21 protein-coding genes are annotated in these 20,141 nt (G+C 50.6%); 9 read left to right on the top strand and 12 right to left on the bottom strand.

The genetic code is table 11. The features are described from left to right. The first annotated feature begins 127 nt into the window (after positions 1–127). Positions 128–649 carry a hypothetical protein gene (locus FN808_RS11755; protein WP_142714799.1) on the top strand — a complete coding sequence of 174 codons (522 nt, stop codon included), beginning with the start codon at positions 128–130 and terminating at the stop codon, positions 647–649. Positions 650–679: 30 nt separating this feature from the next. Then, on the top strand, positions 680–1,045 hold the full coding sequence (locus FN808_RS11760) for an MmcQ/YjbR family DNA-binding protein (RefSeq protein WP_142714800.1): 366 nt from the start codon (positions 680–682) through the stop codon (positions 1,043–1,045). Here the strand turns inward: FN808_RS11760 and FN808_RS11765 are convergent. The 12 genes from FN808_RS11765 to FN808_RS11820 form a co-directional block, all read right to left on the bottom strand. Continuing rightward, positions 1,042–1,362 carry a DUF6787 family protein gene (locus FN808_RS11765; RefSeq protein WP_142714801.1) on the bottom strand — a complete coding sequence of 107 codons (321 nt, stop codon included), beginning with the start codon at positions 1,360–1,362 and terminating at the stop codon, positions 1,042–1,044. The genes FN808_RS11760 and FN808_RS11765 overlap by 4 nt on opposite strands. A gap of 197 nt (positions 1,363–1,559) precedes the next feature. Next, positions 1,560–2,852: a glutamate-1-semialdehyde 2,1-aminomutase gene (hemL, locus tag FN808_RS11770; RefSeq protein WP_142714802.1), complete on the bottom strand. Its 1,293-nt coding sequence runs from the start codon at positions 2,850–2,852 to the stop codon at positions 1,560–1,562. Positions 2,853–2,950: 98 nt separating this feature from the next. Further along, entirely contained in the window at positions 2,951–3,943 is a 993-nt protein-coding gene (gene hemB, locus FN808_RS11775) for a porphobilinogen synthase (RefSeq protein WP_142714803.1), read from the bottom strand. A gap of 101 nt (positions 3,944–4,044) precedes the next feature. Continuing rightward, positions 4,045–5,046, bottom strand: a complete 1,002-nt coding sequence (hemF, locus tag FN808_RS11780) for an oxygen-dependent coproporphyrinogen oxidase (RefSeq protein ID WP_142714913.1) — start codon at positions 5,044–5,046, stop codon at positions 4,045–4,047. A 52-nt stretch (positions 5,047–5,098) separates the two neighbouring features. After that, complete coding sequence (gene hemE / locus FN808_RS11785) at positions 5,099–6,145, bottom strand: uroporphyrinogen decarboxylase (protein WP_142714804.1); 1,047 nt, start codon at positions 6,143–6,145, stop codon at positions 5,099–5,101. A gap of 36 nt (positions 6,146–6,181) precedes the next feature. Continuing rightward, positions 6,182–6,931, bottom strand: coding sequence for a uroporphyrinogen-III synthase (locus tag FN808_RS11790; RefSeq protein WP_142714805.1), 750 nt, complete (start codon positions 6,929–6,931; stop codon positions 6,182–6,184). Positions 6,932–6,952: 21 nt separating this feature from the next. Continuing rightward, positions 6,953–7,876, bottom strand: a complete 924-nt coding sequence (hemC, locus tag FN808_RS11795; protein WP_142714806.1) for a hydroxymethylbilane synthase — start codon at positions 7,874–7,876, stop codon at positions 6,953–6,955. Then, entirely contained in the window at positions 7,869–9,134 is a 1,266-nt protein-coding gene (gene hemA, locus FN808_RS11800) for a glutamyl-tRNA reductase (protein ID WP_142714807.1), read from the bottom strand. The genes hemC and hemA overlap by 8 nt, the downstream gene beginning before the upstream one ends. A 3-nt stretch (positions 9,135–9,137) precedes the next feature. Then, the gene (hemH, locus tag FN808_RS11805) at positions 9,138–10,259 is read right to left on the bottom strand and encodes a ferrochelatase (RefSeq protein ID WP_142714808.1); all 1,122 of its coding nucleotides are present in this window, start codon (positions 10,257–10,259) and stop codon (positions 9,138–9,140) included. Positions 10,260–10,474: 215 nt separating this feature from the next. Continuing rightward, the gene (locus FN808_RS11810; protein ID WP_142714809.1) at positions 10,475–11,872 is read right to left on the bottom strand and encodes a sensor histidine kinase; all 1,398 of its coding nucleotides are present in this window, start codon (positions 11,870–11,872) and stop codon (positions 10,475–10,477) included. Between the two features lie 63 nt (positions 11,873–11,935). After that, positions 11,936–12,142, bottom strand: a complete 207-nt coding sequence (locus FN808_RS11815; protein ID WP_142714810.1) for an ATP-binding protein — start codon at positions 12,140–12,142, stop codon at positions 11,936–11,938. Positions 12,143–12,299: 157 nt separating this feature from the next. Next, positions 12,300–13,001, bottom strand: coding sequence for a response regulator transcription factor (locus tag FN808_RS11820; protein ID WP_142714811.1), 702 nt, complete (start codon positions 12,999–13,001; stop codon positions 12,300–12,302). Positions 13,002–13,182: 181 nt separating this feature from the next. On the opposite strand from FN808_RS11820, the gene FN808_RS11825 reads away from it, so the two are divergent. The 7 genes from FN808_RS11825 to carA all read left to right on the top strand — a co-directional run bounded on the left by FN808_RS11825 (position 13,183) and on the right by carA (position 20,109). Continuing rightward, the gene (locus FN808_RS11825) at positions 13,183–13,977 is read left to right on the top strand and encodes an SDR family oxidoreductase (RefSeq protein WP_142714812.1); all 795 of its coding nucleotides are present in this window, start codon (positions 13,183–13,185) and stop codon (positions 13,975–13,977) included. 121 nt (positions 13,978–14,098) lie between these two features. Continuing rightward, the gene (locus tag FN808_RS19460) at positions 14,099–14,533 is read left to right on the top strand and encodes a MarC family protein (protein WP_221930029.1); all 435 of its coding nucleotides are present in this window, start codon (positions 14,099–14,101) and stop codon (positions 14,531–14,533) included. A gap of 22 nt (positions 14,534–14,555) precedes the next feature. Next, positions 14,556–15,452, top strand: coding sequence for a dimethylarginine dimethylaminohydrolase family protein (locus tag FN808_RS11835; protein WP_142714813.1), 897 nt, complete (start codon positions 14,556–14,558; stop codon positions 15,450–15,452). 56 nt (positions 15,453–15,508) lie between these two features. Next, entirely contained in the window at positions 15,509–17,938 is a 2,430-nt protein-coding gene (locus FN808_RS11840) for a penicillin acylase family protein (protein ID WP_142714814.1), read from the top strand. 28 nt (positions 17,939–17,966) lie between these two features. Then, positions 17,967–18,308 carry a hypothetical protein gene (locus FN808_RS11845; RefSeq protein ID WP_185958372.1) on the top strand — a complete coding sequence of 114 codons (342 nt, stop codon included), beginning with the start codon at positions 17,967–17,969 and terminating at the stop codon, positions 18,306–18,308. A 159-nt stretch (positions 18,309–18,467) separates the two neighbouring features. Continuing rightward, a complete protein-coding gene (locus FN808_RS11850) occupies positions 18,468–18,677 on the top strand; it encodes a CPXCG motif-containing cysteine-rich protein (protein ID WP_221930030.1) in 210 nt (69 codons plus the stop codon). Between the two features lie 313 nt (positions 18,678–18,990). Then, positions 18,991–20,109, top strand: coding sequence for a glutamine-hydrolyzing carbamoyl-phosphate synthase small subunit (carA, locus tag FN808_RS11855; protein ID WP_142714816.1), 1,119 nt, complete (start codon positions 18,991–18,993; stop codon positions 20,107–20,109). Positions 20,110–20,141: the final 32 nt, after the last annotated feature.

A 20,141-nucleotide genomic window follows, 5' to 3' on the forward strand; every position in this document is an offset into this window, starting at 1 on the left:
AGTTCCCCATCATTATTATAACTTAACATTAATTATTTATTGCTTTTACAGCCAATAGGGAGGTCTAAGGTCGTCCTGAGGGCACAAACGAGCATATCTACCGGTATAACTGAAAGCGACTGCAGCTATGAAAACATCCATAAGAATTAATCGCCAGCTGGGCCTGCTGGTTTTGCTGTGGATGATGCCGGTGCTCGTGTGGGCACAAAATGAGGTTGATCGCGAACGCAGCTCTCTCAGGGGCATTCAATCGATGGGTCTTTCTGTCAATTATGAAGCTAATGCCGCCCTGCAGAAAAAAGGGGAGTTGAAGGTAGCATCCCTGCAGGACAAAGGACGGCAATTGCTGCGGGAAGCAGGTATTACCTTTATTCCTGATGAAAAGATCAGGCAGTCTGACCAGCTTCCGCTACTGTATCTGCACATTAATGCGATGGATGCCGGGCGCGGACTTGTGCCCTTTGCCATAAACCTTTATTTCTACCAGCCGGTCAAACTGGTGCTAAACCAAGATCTGCAAACCACGGCTAATACCTGGGAAAGCGGCACGGTGGGAATTGTATCGTACGACCAGCTATCGTTAATCGGGGACGCAGCAACGGGACTCCTTGAGGAGTTTATCCGTGATTATCATACTATTAATAATTAAAGCTTATAATCTTTCATAAATATATAATTCATGAACTTAGAAGACTTTCGAGAATTTTGCCTCACATTCACGGGCTCAACCGAAGATCATCCTTTTGAAGACGAAAATATTCTGGCTTTTAAAGTAATGGATAAAATTTATGCGATTGCGGATACCGATAAATTTAAAAGTATTGACCTGAAGTGCGATCCGGTCAAGGCTTCCATGCTCAGAAATCTTTATCAGGAGGTGCAGCCCGGTCAATTTAAAGACAAGCGAAGCTGGAATACAATTGATACCGAGGGAGCGCTTGACGATGAGCTTATCAAAGAATGGATCAAAGATTCCTATAGCCTGGTTGTGGAAACCCTGTCCAGGAAAAAGCAGAAAAAGCTGGAAAAGATGGATGAGGACTAGGGATTTTCTCCACGGGCAAACAGCCTTTTAATGCGGTGGAGGCTCTTTTTTTCGAAATTCCATACAAATTCAAATTTGCCCAGCAGAAATCCATATAAAAGAAAGAGGATCTGGTAGGCCGGGAACACGATCAATATCCAGGCAAGTATCTCAAGCAAAAGGGGGGTTTCCGCATTCAATCCCAGCAATCCAAAGACATATTTTCGCACATAGAGAGCAGTCATTCCTGTTATCGAAAAAATAAACAGGATAATCAGCAGGCCGCCATAACTTTCGACACCCCACCGCTTCATCAATTTTTCAATCAGTTTGTTCATATACCATTTCAAATTACAAAATACTGATGCGAGGCGCTGATTCCTTTTCCAGCTGCCTCTGGAATGGGGACCTGAAACAGGTGCTTATCTATTTGTCCCAGTAACAGCAGGCCAGTTTTCTGACTCCTCCCCCTCACAGGGAAAGCAGGATTTAGCAGAATGGCAAAACCGTCTCACGCGGTTTTCTTGCTATCCAGCTATTCGCTCAGAGCAGAGGCTATCGCTGTATCCGCGGCTGCAATGGTGTCGTCCAGCAGCAACTCGGTGTGCGAATTCGCTAAAAACCAAGACTCAAAAGGAGACGGGGGAAGATACACACCGTTTTTCAACATTTCATGAAAAAATCGTTTAAACAACCTCTGATCAGTGGATCGGGCGGTCCGAAAATCAATCACTTCTTCTCCGGTAAAAAAGACGCTGATCATCGAACCCACCCGGTTTATACTGGCTGCCACCTCGTGCGCCTCGAAAACCTCTTTCAATCCTGAAAACAGATAGGTTGTCTTCTCTTCCAGCTCATCGTAATGGCGGGGATTCTTGTTCAGCTCAGAAAGCAGGGCAAAACCTGCAGCCATCGCCAGCGGATTCCCTGAAAGGGTTCCCGCCTGGTAGACCGGCCCGACCGGGGAGACCTCGTCCATTACCTCCCTCCTCCCTCCGAAAGCACCCACCGGCAACCCGGCGCCAATAATCTTTCCATAGGTAACAAGATCAGCGGTGACCCCGTATCGCTGCTGGGCACCCCCTTTTGCTATGCGGAAGCCGGTCATGACTTCATCAAAAATAAGCACTACATCATGGGCATCACAGAGCTCACGCAGTCCGGGGAGGAATCCCTTTTTGGGGGGAATACACCCCATGTTGCCGGCCACGGGCTCAACGATAATTGCAGCCACTTCCCCTTCATATTCATTGAGAAGCTGCTTCACAGAATTCAAATCATTAAAATCGGCGGTCAACGTATCCTGTGCCGTCCCCTTGGTGACCCCGGGACTGCTGGGCTGGCCCAGTGTCAGGGCTCCGCTTCCGGCGTTAATCAGAAATGAATCACCGTGACCATGATAGTTGCCCTCGAATTTGATAATCTTATCTCGCCCGGTGTAACCACGGGCTACCCGGATGGCACTCATGCAGGCTTCCGTCCCGGAATTGACCATACGGATTTTATCTACGCCCGGCACCATCTGCCTGACAAGCTCAGCCATCTTCACTTCCACCTCGGTCGGGGCTCCAAAAGAAGTGGACCGGCCGGCTGTTTCCCTGACGGCTTCAATCACAGGCTCATAGGCGTGTCCGAGTATCATCGGTCCCCACGACCCTACATAATCAATATACTCCTTGCCATCCACATCGGTCAGTAAGGAGCCCTCCGCCTTTTCAAAAAAAACGGGCGTGCCGCCTACCGATTTAAAAGCCCGGGCCGGAGAATTCACACCGCCTGGAATAAACTGCTGTGCTCGTTCAAATAATTTCTTGCTCGTTTCTAGCATGTTCAGTTATCATTTTGTGCCATGGTCAGGCTGAATATCATTCAGCAGTTAACAAGCTGACTGCTGAAACACATTCGCATAACCTGTTAAAAAATATGTTAGTAATCGTTCAATAATTCAGAAGCCGCCTTTGCGAAGTAGGTAGCTATCAGATCAGCGCCGGCCCGCTTGAAGCCTACCAATGCTTCCATCATCGCTTGTTCTTCGTTCAGCCAGCCCTTCTCGGCCGCGGCCTTTAACATAGCGTATTCTCCGGAAACATTATACACCGAAACAGGTACCGAAACGTTTTCTCTGACAGCCCGAATAACATCCAGATATGGCAACCCGGGTTTGACCATTACAATGTCGGCGCCTTCCTGTTCGTCCAGCTTCGCTTCTCTGACAGCCTCTCTGACATTGGCCGGATCCATCTGGTAGGTTTTCTTGTCGCCAAAGCCCGGTGCCGAATCAAGCGCATCCCGAAAAGGACCGTAGTAGCTGGAAGCGTATTTTGCACTGTATGCCATGAGCCCGGTATGCTTGAACCCCGCCTCGTCCAGCGATTCTCGCATGGCTGCGATTCGGCCATCCATCATATCCGAGGGAGCCACCATGTCGGCGCCCGCTGCGGCGTGGCTTACGGCCATCTTTGCAAGCACTTCCACCGATTCGTCGTTGAGTATTTCGCCGTCTTCCACAATGCCATCGTGTCCGTAACTGGAATAGGGGTCCATCGCCACATCGGTCATCACCAGCATTTCAGGAAATTGCTTTTTGATCGTGCGCACAGCCCGCTGCATGAGTCCCTCCGGGTTAAGGGCCTCCGTGCCCCTGTTATCTTTTTTCTCATCCGGCACCTTGGCAAAAACCAGCACCGAACGAACACCCACTTCTTTCAACTCCCCGATTTCATCCATCAATAAGTCCAGGCTGTACCGATAGTAGCCGGGCATGGAAGGGATTTCAACCCTGCTATTGTCCCCTTCCATAACAAAAACAGGTGCTATGAAATCAGCCGGTTTGAGATGATGTTCGGCCACCATTTCTCGCATGGCCGAAGAGGTTCGCAGTCGTCGTCCCCGAATATAGGGAAATTGTCCATGTGTCATAATACAATATCTGTTGCTTTTGTCGAGCTGGGTTTATTTCAGTATCCTCAGCAAACAGATGCTGAAATAAATCAAGCCCGGGATGTACATTCGATCATTGGTTAGCTGTCGAGCATGCCTTCTTCTCTGCCAAGGGCAATCCAGTCAATGGGGTTTCGAAGCCGATCAATGAGATAGGCCTCCTCGCTGCCCTCCGCAACCTTAAAATCATAGTCCCAGCGCACCCGCGGCGGCAGGCTCATAAGGATGGACTCGGTACGTCCGCTGGTTTTCAATCCAAACAAGGTCCCCCGATCGTGAATCAGGTTGAACTCGACATAGCGGCCGCGTCGGATTTCCTGGAAGTATCGCTGTGTTTCGGTATAGCTTTCGTCCTTGCGTCGCTCGACAATAGGCACATAGCTCTCCAGAAAAGCATCGCCCGCGGCCGTAGTAAAGCTGTACCAGTCCTCCACCGATCGCTCCCCATCGGCGCGAAGGTAATCAAAAAAAAGCCCGCCTATCCCCCGCCCTTCGGACCGGTGATCATTGTAAAAATAGTGATCACACTCCTTTTTATAGCGGGGATACAGTTCCTTCCCATGGGGATCACAGGCCTTTTTCAATATACGGTGGAAATGTACGGCATCCTCATCCCGGAGGTAATAGGGGGTTAAATCGGCGCCACCGCCGAACCAGCAGTCACGCACTTCGCTCATTTCAGCATCATCATAGAGTTCAAAATAGCGAAAATTGGCATGCACCGTCGGTACCATCGGGCTTCGCGGATGAATAACGAGTGATAGTCCACCGGCCCAGAACCATCCCTGCTCAACCTCAAACCGTTTGCGAATGAGCTCGGGCAATTCCCCGTGCACCGTTGAAATATTGACCCCGCCCTTTTCAAACACATTTCCCTTCTCAATGACCCGGGTGTGGCCTCCGCCGCCGCCTTCGCGCTCCCAGTCGTCATGGCGGAACCGCGCTTTGTCGTCAATTTCCTCGAGCCGGCTGCATATTTCATCCTGGAGGTCTTGGATATAAGCCTCGAACCGCTCTTTGACGGGAGTCCCCTTGGGGTTTCCTTTTGGTGAGACGGGATGTGCACTGCTTTCAACGGGCATAGTCATATGGACTTTTAATAATTCCTTTTAAAGCGGATAATACATCAATGGTTTATTTTGCTTCGTATTCCTTCACGGCATCCACAAATGCCCGGGCATGATCTACGGGAATATTGGGCAGGATGCCGTGCCCGAGGTTGGCAATATAATTCTGTGGGCCGAAGCGATCGATCATCCGCTTGACCTGCCGCCTGATCTCCTCCGCCGGCATCATCAGCTTCGACGGATCAAAATTACCCTGCAGCACAATGTTTCCGCGAGTAGCCTCACGTGCATACTCCGGGGTGACGGTCCAGTCAACACCCAGAGCAGAAGCGTTGCTCTTGAAACTGAGTCGCTCAAGGGCATACCAGCTTCCCTTGGCAAACAGGATCACCGGAACCTCATCAACGGCCGCACATATTTCCATCAGGTACGGCATGGCCCATTCATTAAAATCCTCCGGACCCAGCAGTCCCGCCCACGAGTCGAAAACCTGCACCACCTGAGCACCGGCGGCCACCTGTGCTTTAAGGTAATCAATTGTAGCCTTGGTCAGCTCTTTCATAACATGTCGTGCCGCATCCGGATGCTGATACATAAAGGCTTTGGCCCTGGCAAAGTTCTTTGATCCCTCGCCCTGCACCATGTAACAGAAGAGCGTCCACGGCGCACCGGCAAAACCAATCAGCGGCACGCGTCCATTCAGCTCGTTCCGCGTAAGTGTAATAGCCTCCATCACGTGGCTGAGCTTTCCGGGGACATCCTCGGCCAGGATGGCAAAGGCATCATCCACGCTTCGTATGGGATTGCCCATTACCGGCCCCTTGCCCTTGACGAGGTCCACATCAATACCAAGCGCCTGGGGCACTGTCAGGATATCCGAAAAGATGATGGCTGCATCGGGCTCCAGTTCATCGATAGGCTGGATGGTGATCTCACAGGCCAGCGCCGGCGTTTCCACGCGCTCGAAAAAAGTATATTTTTTGCGAAGCTTCATATACTGTGGAAGGTAACGCCCCGCCTGTCGCATCATCCAAACCGGCGGGCGTTCCACCTCTTCCCCCCGCAGGGTGCGAAGCAGTAAATCATTCTTGAGTGCAGGAAAATTATGATCCATAAATACTTTGGTTGATAAAGATTTGTTTCTCCGCGATCAGCCCCTGTCTTCGCGGGTAATGTGATCCTCGGACTGGTTGAATAGGTAGTCGGCCGTGAGCCGCAGCAGCACCTCCGTATCGGGCCGGCCCGCAATTTCCACCTGCTGGTCGGTATGCTCCTTCAGTGCTTTGGCGGTGGTGGGACCAATGGCGAAAAGCGGGGGAAGGTCGTCTTCAAAACCCGCTCCACGGGCAAATCCTTCAACAGCACTGGGGCTGTAAAAAAGGATTCCGGCAATGGGGCGGCCGGGCACCTCAACGGGGTTGATTACCGTTTCGTAGACTTCCAGCTCAATAACTTCAATACCTTCTTCACCAAGCCGATCCGTCATTTCGTCCCGACTTAAATTGCCGTGAAAGTAGATAACCGAATTAATTTTTCCCTCCTTGATAATCAGCTCGGCCAAATGCTTGCCATTTTCTTTGCGGGGAATTTTGGCATCCAGCCCCAGGTCCTGCAGCGCTTCGCGGGTTTTGGCCCCCACCGCAAAAAGCTGTGTTTCCGGGCGTACCTGTAATCCACTGTTCATCAGCTCCTTAAGGGCCTTAACCCCATTGGCACTTGTAAAAACCCAGTCGGATTTCGGATGCTCATTTATCACCCTGAGCACCTCATCCCAGTAATGGGGAAAATGAAACTCGAGGGCTGGTTCTATGATCGGCTCCAGTCCTAATATACGGGCATATTCCAATTGCTGTGCTGATAGCGGTCGTGTAACTAAAATATTCCGTTTGGCTTGTCTCATACCTTGTCAAACTACCTCAAATTACTCCGATCTCATTTCCTCAATGATCTTTCCGGCTCCTTGGCGTAGCAGTGCCTGTGCAGCGGCGTGTCCCAGATCACCGGCCTTCCCAACGGAAACGCGCTTCTCAAAATCATACTGTTTCCGGCCGTCCAGGGTCAGGGCCACAGCCTTGAAATGAAGCTCTTCATCATCAATAACCGCAAAGGCTCCGACGGGCGCGCTGCATCCGGCTTCCATATCATGCAGAAAATCACGCTCGACGGCAGTGCACAGGGCCGTTTTGTCGTGATTGAGTTGCGAAACGATGTTTTCCATCTTGGAATCACCGTCACGGATCATGACTGCCATGGCACCCTGTGCCGCTGCTGAAACCATCCAGTCGAGATATTCACTGATGTGATGCCCCAGATCAATGCGCTGAAGTCCTGCCGCGGCAAAAATAGCCCCGTCCCAGTCATTAGCATGCACCTTCTCAAGCCTTGTATTTACATTTCCCCGGATGTTCACAATCTCATGGTGGGGGTAGCGATGCAGCCACTGGGCACGCCGCCTGTTGCTGCTGGTGGCAATGGTAGCCCGGTACGAGGTATCCTCCAGGAAGTCCGTGCCGGCGGGTGCCACCAGTGAATCCCGGGGGTCGGCCCGCTCCATGACAGCGGCCACTTTAAGCGGCAGGGGATTTTCAGTTGGCAAGTCCTTGAAGGAATGCACCGCAATATCAATTACATGATTAAGCTGGGCATCATCAAGCGCCTTGGTGAAAACCCCTTTGCCACCCATTTCGGTAAGTGGGGTGGTCAAATCCAGATCGCCTTCCGATTTAACAAAAACAAGCTCAGTTTCATGACCGAGCTCTTGAAGTTCCTTCGCTACCTGCTTTGCCTGCCAGGTAGCAAGTTCGCTGTCACGTGTGCCAATACGAATGGTGGCTTGCCTATTCATTATCAGTGTTGATTTCCAGCTTAAACATATCGTGTACAACCCTGGTCACCTGCTCCGATTCATGATGGTCGCGCAGGTGCTCTATGGAATAAGCAGCAATCTTATTGACAATGCGACGCGTCAAATTCTCCACTTTATCCTTATCAGTCTCAGAAATCTTATTTTTGAAGAAATCAAATTCATCTTCACGGATGGCATCAAACTTCGCAGTCAGGGCCTTGATCGTGGGCACCACCTTCTGCTTGCTGAGCCAGTTCTGGTAATCCGTCAACTCATCCTCAATGATTTTTTTCACCAGCGGTATATTCTCTTCCCGTCTGCGGTAAGCCTCGTCGGTCACATCCGTCAGGAAGTCCATATTTGCCAGGTCTACAAAATTCAGATCGGCTATTTCAGGATCGATGTTGCGGGGAACTGACAAATCAACCATCACCTTGAAAGCGGGATCCAGCAGGGAGGGTTTCATATCATCCAGCGTAATGACCGGCTTTTTGGATCCCGTCGCTACGATGACAAGATCCGCGTCCGCAATTTCCTGTGGCAGCCTGGCCATATCAGCTACCTGCAAGTCATATTTATCGGCCACGAATTCTGCCCGGTTGCGGGTTCGATTAATCAGCGTCAACTTCCTCGCACCGAGATTAATCAGATTTTTACAGGTGACCTTGCCGATTTTGCCTGTACCGACAAGAAGAATATTCTTATCCTTCAGATTATCAAAGGTTTCAATGGCGAATTTTACGGCGGCATAGGCCGTGGTGGCCGCCCCTTCGCCCAGCGAGGTCTCATTGCGGGATCGTTTGTGTGCCCGGAATACATGCTGCATCAGGCGATGAAGTTCTCCATCAACCGCATCCATATTACTGGCCAGCTCATATGCTTCCTTGATCTGTTTCACAACCTGCAGGTCGCCCAGAATTTGGGAGTCAAGCCCTACTGTGACCTGGAACAGATGTTCTATGGCCCGCCGGCCCTCCTTCTCGAAGCCATAGTTATGGAATTCTTCCAGGCTGGCATTCGAATACGTTATGAGCAATCGTATAATTTCCTGGGGCGTAGCGTCCTGGGCAAAGAGTTCCGTACGGTTACAGGTTGAGATCACGAACAAGCTGTTGATTCCCTCACGTCCGGCTCCCCGTATGAGTTCCTTTTTCTGTGCTTCTGTCAAACTGAAACGCTCGCGCACATCGATGGTGGCCTCCCAGTGGTTGACCCCGACGACGCAAAAGTCTGATATTTTAGGTCGATCTACGGACATCTTTCAAGCTGAAACCTTTTCAGATTCAGAATTTGCACCTGATTCAACATCAAGTTCATGATCCATTTTATCCAGTACCTGGTTCGCCAGGGCCTGGATATAGCGGGGATGATCGTTAATGCCCGGCATCACCGTGATGTTTTCATATTCATATCCCTCCTCTTCCAGATCCTCTGCCAGCTCAACCCCCAGTTCATACAGCGTTTCAATATGATCTGTGACAAACGCAATGGGGATCATCAAGAAGTTTTTGATGCCGTATTCAATGTGACGCTCCACCAGCTCCGCCGTATTGGGCTGGGTCCATTTCTGCGGCCCCACCTTCGACTGGTATCCCAGCCAGTAGTCATAGTCGTAGCCGCGCCGTTCCATGATCGCCTCCATCGTCTGGTTGATCTCAGAGGTATAGGGATCGCCGCTTTTCACTTCCAGGAGCGGGGTTCCGTGGGCACTGAAAATAAAATGTGTCTTCCTGCGCGTCTCCTCCTCCATTCCCGCCAGGGCCTCATCGATGCGGTCGTTCATGGCGGCCAGGTAATCCTCGTCAAGGTGGTAATTTTTGACATGGAATTCTTTCCACGGGGTATGCTCTCCGAATTTATCTTCTCGCTTGGTCTCCCAGTCGCGGAAGCTGCTGCCGGTGGTTGTCCACGAAAACTGTGGGTATAGCGGCACCATCACAGCATGTGTGATGCTATCCTCGACCATATCCTCCATGGTCGTCTCGGCAAAGGGCAGCCAGTAGCGCATGCAGGTATAGACCTTCACAAAATGGTCGGGCATTAGCTTCTTAAAATGCTTCTCCAATCCCCGGCGCTGCTTCTCTGTCAGGCTATTAATGGGCGAGCAGCAGGTCGATACAATACTGTTCTTGCGATTCAGGCAGTGCTTGTTACCCATACAACCCCGCGGGCACCCATTGATCTCCTCATAATCCTCCTGCACGGCGGGAGCACGAAATTTAGAAATTATATTCGCGAAAAAATCCTGAAACCTTCCACCGCCCAGCTTGATGATATCCTCATCACGGAAAAGATTATACAAAAAGGGGCGAACTGCATAATCAGCAGTAGGCCCACCGAGATTCATCAATACTACACCAATTCGTTTTTCGTCTTGAGACATCTAAACCTTGTATTAATCTCCGGCAAGTAAAAGCCTTGTTTATGTTCTTGATAAAGTGGAAACTTCGATATTATCACAGTTAATAAATTCATTTTTTATGAAGAGAGTTTGAAGAAAAGGGTACTAATTATATTTAGAACGAGTCTAACTATTCCACACCCTGTCCCCCGTAAACAGTCCGCTAAACCGTATGAAACAGATTTTGACCCTTGTGCCTATCCCTTTGGCAGCTCGAACCAGAATTTGGTACCGCTGCCCACGGTGCTCTCCACATTAATATCGGAATTATGGGCATTGAGGATGCTTTTAACCACCGCCAGGCCCAGCCCGGTTCCCCCCTTGTCTCTTGAACGCGCCTTGTCGGTACGATAAAACCGATCAAACAACCGATCCAGGTGCTCATCCGAAATACCAATGCCACTGTCCTGCACGGAGAGGACCACCCGGTCGCCAACGGTCTCATAGGTCATTGTCACACTCCCCTTGTTCGTATACTTCAGGGCATTTGATACCAGGTTGTCAAGCACCTGCTCAATTTTTCCGGGGTCGCCCAGCACATTGCAGGAATGCCGGTCCAATTCCAGGTCAATTCCCTTCTCTGCGGCTTTTTCGCCATACCAGTCCTGCATATGCCGGGCAACGGTGGCAAGATCAAACTCCTGCATTTCAACAAAGTATTCATCCGAATCGTAGCGCTGCAGCGTTTTAAGATCCTTGAACAGGTGTGAAATACGCTCTGTCTGCTTTTTGGCAGTGGCAATATATTTCTGTCTTTTGGAGGGAGACAACTTGTCAAGCTCCAGCATTTCCAGCGCCCCGGAGATGGTATGCAACGGATTCCGGACTTCGTGGGTGATGTCGGCAAAAAACTGGCGCTGTTTTTCCGCAAACCGCTTGATCTGTTCAGTATCGGCCCGCAGCTTCGATGCCATCTGGTTAAGCGAAGTTGCCAGGGTGCCAAATTCATCACTTCGGCGTATATCGATCTCCCGGTCCACATCCCCTTCAGCAATATCGCGGGCCGCATTTTTTATCTGGGTAATAGGCTTGGTAAGATAGCGCGACATCCAGATACTGACCAGGATGATGAGGCCAACCGAAATAAACATTCCGTAATAGATGATCCAGCGGATGGTTTTAATGGGCGCATAGATCTCATCCTTGAGCTGGGCGGCCTGCAGGTAATACAACCCGTTTCCGGTGTGCGGCAGTCGGATATAGCTGGTCAACACTTCCGCACTGGTATTACGGGGAAGCAAGGGGATTCCTCCGCCTTCCTCCAGGGTATCCCTGATCTGCGGCGCCAACCGCTGATCAGGAATAAAAGTCGTATCCTCTTTCAGGTAGCTGTTGAGCAGCCGCCCGGAGGAATCGTAGAGGGCCAGCTGGTACCCCGAGGTCTGAGCTGCTTCAGCAAACCGCTGCTTGAATTCACTGCTGCCGGTCAGATTGGAGATGGTAACGGCCAGCCAGCGGGTATCGCGCTCCATCTCCGTTCGGCCCTCTTCAAGCAGGTAATCCCTGATAAAAAGGATCGAATAGCTGCTGATGGATGTAATACCGAAAATCAACAGCAGAATAAAGGTCCACGCCAGTTTGGAGCGTATGCTCATATACAATTCGTGTTTCAGGAGTTCATATTTACATTCATAGCCGGGAAGCACAAGAGGGCAGACTCAACGAAAATTAATAATGAATTGTGTTCCTTTGTCCGGCTGACCCTCAACATCAATTTTCCCGTCAAAATTTGTCATCTGACGATGTACCAAATAAAGGCTACCCCCCTTGGAGTCGTTATTATCGTGAAAAGTTTGATTCAAGCCGAGTAAATCATCTTTTATCTTCTTCAGATCCATCCCCAGTCCATTATCCTCTACAATCATTTTTTGGTCCCTGCTCAACTTTGAATTGACTGCTTATCTCAGATTTTGAGTCTGGCTTAAAGTACTTAATGGCATTGGCAGTCAAGTTCAGGAACACGCTTTTCGGGGAAGGAAAAGGATGGAATATAGTCACATCAGCAACATCTCAACACTCCTTTTACACCTTCACAATCTCACGGTTAAGCCCGTAACCAATGCCACGGTAGGTTTTGATGATCTCACCGGCTCCCTTCATCTTCAACCTCAGGTTCTTGACATGCACATCCACCGTCCGGTCAAAGACAAATCGATCGTCTTCGGTAATATGCTCCAGGATCTCCTGCCGGGTGTACACCCGTTTTGGATTTTTGTAGAAGAGCTCAATGAGGGTATACTCCGTGGAGGTAAGATCAACCTTCTCATCCTCAACATACAGCTCCTTGGCCTCTGTGTCCAGGTAGGTATCTCCATACTGCAACCAATTGGCCTTTTGGGGATTTTGGCGCCTCAGCAGCGACTCCACATGCGCCTTCACCAGGTTCAGGCTCGCCGGTTTGGGAATATAGTCGTCCGCCCCGAGCTCAAGCCCTTCAATCTCATCCTTCTCCTCGTCCCTGGCCGTCAGAAAAATAACAGGGATGTCGTTCAGCACCGGATGCTTGCGGATATGGCGACAGATCTCCTTGCCGTCCACATTAGGCACCATAATATCCAGGATCGCCAGATGTATTTCGCCCGCATGCTGCTCAATAAGCTCCAGCGCCCGATTCCCTTCATGAGCAACCAGAACCTCGTAATCATTCATTTCCAGAAAATTAGCCAGCATTTCGGCCGATTCTTCTTCATCCTCTACTAACAGTATGCTATGTCTGGGTTTCACATCAAATAATTTTAGTTACAGTAAAACAGGTCAAAACAGCATCGGATCAAAATTCGTTGGTAAGATAGCAAACTTTACAGAGTATCTGAACCGGAAGGTCATTTATAAAATGAACCTTGTCATGCTGCGCTTGTTTCACCATTTTATTTCAATTGTTAGAAACCCACAAACCATCGCACTTATGCCCTTTGAAAATAACGTTGCCTGGATTACCGGTGCCTCCTCGGGTATTGGCGAAGCCCTGGCCTACGCCCTCAGCAACCGGGGAGCCAAACTCATCCTCTCCTCGCGGCGAGAGGAGGCCCTGAAAGAGGTAAAAGAAAAATGCGCGGGCGATCCTGCCCACATCCAGGTACTGCCGCTGGACCTGGCCGCCACGGATACCCTGGAGAAGAAAGCCCAGCAAGCGCTAGATCGCTATGGGGATATCGACTACCTGTTTAACAACGGGGGCATCAGCCAGCGCTCCCTGGCTGTTGATACAAACTTCGAGGTACTCCGGAAGGTGATGGAGGTGAATTTCTTTGGCTCTGTGGCCCTCACCAAAGCCCTCCTCCCCTCAATGATTGAACGCCAATCGGGACATATTGTCGTCACCAGCAGCGTCATGGGGAAATTCGGCACCCGGCTTCGATCCAGCTATGCCGCATCCAAGCACGCCCTTCACGGTTATTTTGATTCTCTGAGGCAGGAAGTGCATGAACATAATATCAGGGTAACACTGGTTTGTCCCGGCTTTGTAAAAACCGATGTAACCAGGAACATGCTGGAAGGCGACGGCAGCAGACACAACAAAATGGGCAAGGGGCAACAGGATGGCCTGTCCCCGGATGCATTCGCCGAAAAGCTGCTTCCTAAAATTTCCAGGGGAAAAAACGAAATTTATATCGGCGGAAAGGAAATTGTGGGCGTCTATTTGAAACGATGGGCCCCCGGACTGCTTAACAAGCTGTTGCTCAAGTCCGACGTAACTTGACACACGCCTCCCTGAACAGACCTGGATAATCCCCCCTAACTGTTCGACACAATTCCCAGCCCTGGATTTCGCCGTCTTTCTTAATGCCCTGACCGGTTTCTTTGTCATCTCGGTCTTTTCAATGTCTATCCCGCTGCTGGCCGGGCCAGGGTCTCTCACCTTGTCCATACTGCTCTTTTCTAAGACCGCTACGGTGGAAGGGAATATTGCCGTACTTTCGGCCATCCTTGCGGTCTGCCTGCTCACACTCATACTGATGCTGACCTCGCAATACCTTAAAAAAGGTATGGAAGAACCGGTGATGAAATCCTGCGCCGTTTCCTGGGTGTTATTCTTTCGGTTCTCTCCATCCAGTTTATTTACGAGGGGATCACAAATATGGCCGGGCGGGACCTCTCATATCCAGGGCGTGCGCCCTGAGCTTCACCATTTTCAGACCGGTACAGGCACCTGCCCAATGCTCCAAAAACGTCTACCCGCCATAGTTTATTCTTTCCGACAAATGATTATCTTGTGTACCACAATGGGCTCACAGCCTGAGCCTTTTCTTCCTTAACTCACGTTATCATTCAACCGACATGGCCCAACTCATAACCTCTGCCGAAGAACTCTCTTTCAGCATAGACGATATCCCTTCCATGCCTCTGCCGAAGGAGGTTCTGATGGTCCGCCCCCTGCATTTTTCCGTCGATTATGTGATTAATCCGCATATGGCGGATCAAGTCGGTAACGTGGATAAAATTGAAGCCCAGAATGAGTGGACCCTAGTGCAGTCACTGTTCGATCAAATCGGTATGAAGATACACATTATGGAAGACCAGGAAGGCCTGCCCGACATGGTCTTCTGCGCCAATCAAAGCCTGCCCTACCGTGACGAAGACGGTAACCGGCATGTATTCATGAGTATTATGCATGCAGAACAGCGCAAAAAAGAAGTCCCTTATTTTGAACAATGGTATCGCCAGCGTGGTTACGAACTGCACTTCCTGGACGAGGAAAAGATTCGCGACTTCGAAGGCTGCGGAGATGCAATTTGGCACACCGGCAGACGCCTGCTGTGGGGAGGCCATGGATTCCGCTCTTCACTGGATGCCTATCAAATGATTTCCGACACCTTCGGCATACCGATTATCACGCTTGAGCTGGTGGATGAATCGTTTTACCACCTGGATACCTGTTTCTGTATTCTGGATGAGCATACGGCCCTGATATATCCCGAAGCGTTTACCGACCAGGGCCTCGGCATGATTCACACAATATTCGACCAGGTCATTGAAGCCTCCAAGTATGAAGCCGAAGAACTCTTTGCCTGTAATGCCTGCTGTCCTGACGGCCGTAATGTGATAATCCAGCAGGGTGCCACCAACGTCACCAAGAACCTGAGGGATGCCGGCTTTGCGGTTCATGAAGTCAGCACTTATGAGTTTATGAAGAGCGGAGGAAGTGTCTTTTGCATGAAAATGCTGCTCTGGTAGCCGTCTCCACCTCGCCGGGCCGGGGCCGGATTTTTTAAAACTGATCATTACATCTTATGGCCAGAAACCTGACCCAACTGTTGATTTCAGCGGCAACAACCCTCCTGCTGTTTTGGTTGTTGTCCATTGCCTTCGGACCCACTCCACCCCTGGGTCCGTTTTTTAGTCCCTCTGCCGGCTTCTGGGCAAATGCCGTCACCAGCCAGAAAAGCGACCTGCAGCTCGATATGCCCGGCGGAGCCCTGACCGAAACCGTATCTGTTTACTACGATTCGCTCGGTATCCCCCACATTTTTGCCCAAAACGACGATGATCTTTATTACGCCCAGGGATATGTCACTGCACGGGACCGCCTTTGGCAGATGGAATTTCAGACTTATGCAGCCGCGGGACGACTTTCCGAGATTATAGGCCCCTCGATGCTTGAATATGATCGGTACCGGCGACGCATTGGCATGGGCTGTGCTGCCGAACAGGCACTGAGCGGTTTAGTCGAACATCCCGAAACGGCCCGTGCCGTCAAGGCCTATGCGGCAGGTGTCAACGCCCGGATAAATGAACTCAATCCTGCTGAATATTCCCTGGAATATAAACTTCTCGACTACCGGCCCGAACCATGGAGCCCGCTGAAGACAGCATTACTCCTCAAAAGTATGACATATACCCTGGCAGGCCACCATCATGACCTTCAGATGAGTAATACGAGGGCGTACCTGGGAAGCTCCTTTATCCGACAGGTCCTGGATATTGACCCTCCGCTCAATGCCCCCGTCATTCCCCCCGATCAAAAATGGGATTTCCTTCCGGTTCCCATTCAGCAGCCCGACACTGTATTCAAACCGTCCATTGCCACAAAGATCCCTCCCTTCCGGCCGGACCCGCACAACGGGAGCAACAACTGGGCTGTCAGTGGCTCTAAAACGGCCAGCGGATATCCCATCCTTGCCAATGATCCTCACCTGAATATGACGCTTCCCTCCATCTGGTATGCAATACAGCTGCACAGCCCCACTCAAAATGTCATGGGAGCCTCTCTGCCGGGCGCACCTGCTGTTATCGTAGGCTTTAATGAACACACCGCCTGGGGTACCACCAACGTGAGCGCTGATGTCTGGGACTGGTATGAAATTGTCTTTCGTGACTCTACGCTGGCTGAATACCGCTACAATGGCTCCTGGCGTCCGACCACGCAGCGAGTAGAGAAAATTAATATCAAAGGAGAACCTGCCGTGGTAGACACGGTCGTCTACACGCATCATGGTCCTGTTGTACAGACGTCTGGCAGTAAAAAGATGCGGCCCGGCATCCCCAGATACCACGCCATGCAATGGATTGCCCATAAAAGGTCCAATGAACTTCGTTATTTTCTTGAGCTCAACAAGGCCCGCAGCTATGAGGATTACCGCGAAGCGCTGCCGCACTTTGACAGTCCGGCACAGAACTGGGTGTTTGCCGACCACACGAACATCGCCCTTACTGCTGCCGGAAAGTATCCGCTTAAATGGAACGGGCAGGGTCGCTTTATCGGTGATGGCTCCGATCCCCGGTACGACTGGCAGGGATGGATTCCTTTTGACCATATTCCTTCCGTCAAGAACCCGGCTCGTGGGTTTGTAAGCTCGGCCAACCAGGATCCAACCGGCGACGCCTACCCCTATTACCTCGATGACGATTTTGCTCCCTATGAAAGAGGGCGGCGTATCAACGACCGGCTCGCCGCTATGGACAATATTACGCCCCGGGATTTGCAGCAGCTCCAGACGGATACCTACAGCTATCATGCTGCCACGGTGCTCCCCCGGCTTTTGCGGGACCTCCGCAAAGACACCTTGTCTCCCCTGAAACGGGAGGCCCTTGCATCGCTTGCAGAATGGGACTATAACAATGATGGAGAACTTTCCGCCCCCTCACTCTTCCACTACTGGTGGGAGGCCCTTGACAATGCCATCTGGGACGATGAGTATCATGCGGTATCCTTTCCCATGGAACGGCCCGCCCGCGACCAGACTGCCCATCTTGTGCTTACCGATTCGACCCTCAGCTGGTATGACAACATTACGACCGAAGAGTCGGAAACCCTTAATATGCTGATCAACCGTTCTTTTCACCGGGCCTTCCGGCAGCTCACCAAGGAATTCGGCCCTCGGGGCCCCCGCTGGAAATGGGGACAGGTGAACAATACCAATCTTAATCACCTCGCTCAAATACCCGGCCTTGGTCAACCAAATATCTTTACCGATGGAGCGAGAGAATCTATCAATGCGATACGGGGAGATCACGGTCCCTCCTGGCGCATGGTGGTAGCAATGGGCCCGGCTATCGATGCATATGGCATTTATCCCGGAGGGCAATCCGGCAATCCCGGATCACCCTACTATGATAATATGATCGATGACTGGACCCGTGGGAAGCTCTATCCGCTGTGGTTCATGAAACACAGGCCGAGCAGTGACGACTCGGTAACCTACATGCTCAACATGCAATAAAGGCAGCTGTAAAACCATGATTTTAATTTTGTTACTTGCTCTGTCGGCCTGGCTGCTAAGTCTCATATTTCCCTGGTGGTCGCTAGCTGTCCCTGCGATTCTCCTGGGTGCAGCCCTGGGCAGAACAGGCGGATCATCCTTCGGTACAGGTTTTTTGGGAATTGGGCTTCTGTGGTTTGTCCAGGCAACTTATATCCACCTTGCCAATGATGGTCTCCTTGTCACCCGGATAGCCGATCTTTTCAGCTTGCCTCATCCATGGCTGGTTATCCTAATCACTGTCCTTGTCGGTGGCCTGGCCGGGGGCTTCTCTACCCTTACCGGCTATTTGCTGGGCAAAGTGCTTTCCCAAGCCCGCAAGACAGTCTAAGACGTATTGAAAAAAACGACACCAGCCGGCAATATCACCCCGGCTTTCCAGGTTCATTGCGATCATCTCAATGATTTTTAGCAGCATCCGGGCTTTCAATTTTTATCAAAAGCATGTAGATTAATTCTTACTGCAACTTACTGACCAATGAGGTGTGTCATGCCCGCCATGAAACCCGATAATACCGATACCCCTTCTTTCACCTGTAGTTACTGCGGCGAAATCAATACAACATTTGTAGATCCATCACAGGGCAAAACACAGGAATATATTGAAGATTGCCAGGTATGCTGCCGCCCCAACGAACTGTCGGTATCGTATGTCTACCGCAACCGGGAATTTCTGATTCAGGCCCGGCCTTCGCAATAAATCGGAATTAGCTTAATAATTCATTGGAATTCAATTATTCGATTTGTATCTTTATGCAGTTTTGCGCTGGAATTGCGGTTTAAAGCACAGTAATGTTAATAATAGAGGATTAGCGAACGAAACTTGGCCTGCAAGCAAACACTTTTAAAACCAGGCGGAAGCATTTTCAGCTTCCCATACATACATGAAATATTTGACCATTTATCGATGGTCAGCACACCTCCCCTTTTCCTGAAATCCGACACTTCATTGGTTGTCGGATTTTTTTTATATCAAAATTCGAACCCCTCAAAAAGATTTATTCCTTAATAATATGTCACTGTATCCCAGAGATAAAGCAATCATTGCCCTCTCCGACGGCACGGTAGAACACGGTTATGCTATCGGAAAAAAAGGTACCACCGGCGGCGAACTATGTTTTAACACCAGCATGGTTGGCTACCAGGAAATATTTACTGATCCCAGCTACTACGGTCAGCTCATGATGATGACTTATCCTCATATCGGCAATTACGGAACCATGAGCCGCGATGACGAAGCACGACGGGTCATGATCTCCGGGCTGATCGTCCGTTCCTTTTCATGGGAACACAGCAATCCCCAGGCCGATGGCAACCTTCAGCAATACTTGGAACAGAATGAGGTAGTCGGCATCAGCGGCATCGATACCCGCAAGCTGGTACGGCACATCCGTTCCAAGGGTGTAATGAATGCGGTAATCTCATCCGAAGAACTCGATGAAGAGGCCCTGGTGGAAAAAGCCCGCAACTGGGAAGACATGGTCGGGCTTGAACTGGCTACCGAAGTGACACGCACCGAGCCCCAAACAGTACACAGCGATGGCCCCTTCAAGATAGCAGCTTTTGACTACGGCATTAAGCAAAGTATCATCGACAACTTTGTGAAACGAGGCTGCACACTGCGCATTTTCCCGGCGAAGGGTGATTTCAAGAAAGAACTGGAACAGTGGCAACCCGATGGCTTCTTCTTCAGCAACGGTCCCGGCGACCCCGTTGCCACCGCAGAATATGCCATGGATGTAGTCAAATATGCCAAGCAGACGGGCAAACCCATATTCGGTATCTGCCTGGGACACCAGCTCATGGCTCTGTCCGAAGGCATCTCAACGAAAAAGATGTTCGTAGGCCACCGGGGGGCCAATCACCCGGTAAAAAACCTCGAGACCGGGCTCGTTGAAATCACGACGCAGAACCACGGTTTTGCCGTAGATGAAAAGGAGCTGGATGAATCGAAAGTGGAAATCACCCACAAGAATCTGAATGACGGAACCATCGAGGGCCTGCGGTTCAGAAATTTCCCCGGCATGTCGGTACAGTATCATCCCGAGGCCTCGCCCGGTCCGCATGATTCCCGATACCTTTTTAATCAATTCCTGGACATGATTAAGGAAGGGAAAAAGGAAATGGCCTAAGCCATTCATCGAATCACGGACGTCCTGTGTGG

The organism is Fodinibius sediminis (genome assembly GCF_900182555.1).
Taxonomy (GTDB): domain Bacteria; phylum Bacteroidota; class Rhodothermia; order Balneolales; family Balneolaceae; genus Fodinibius; species Fodinibius sediminis.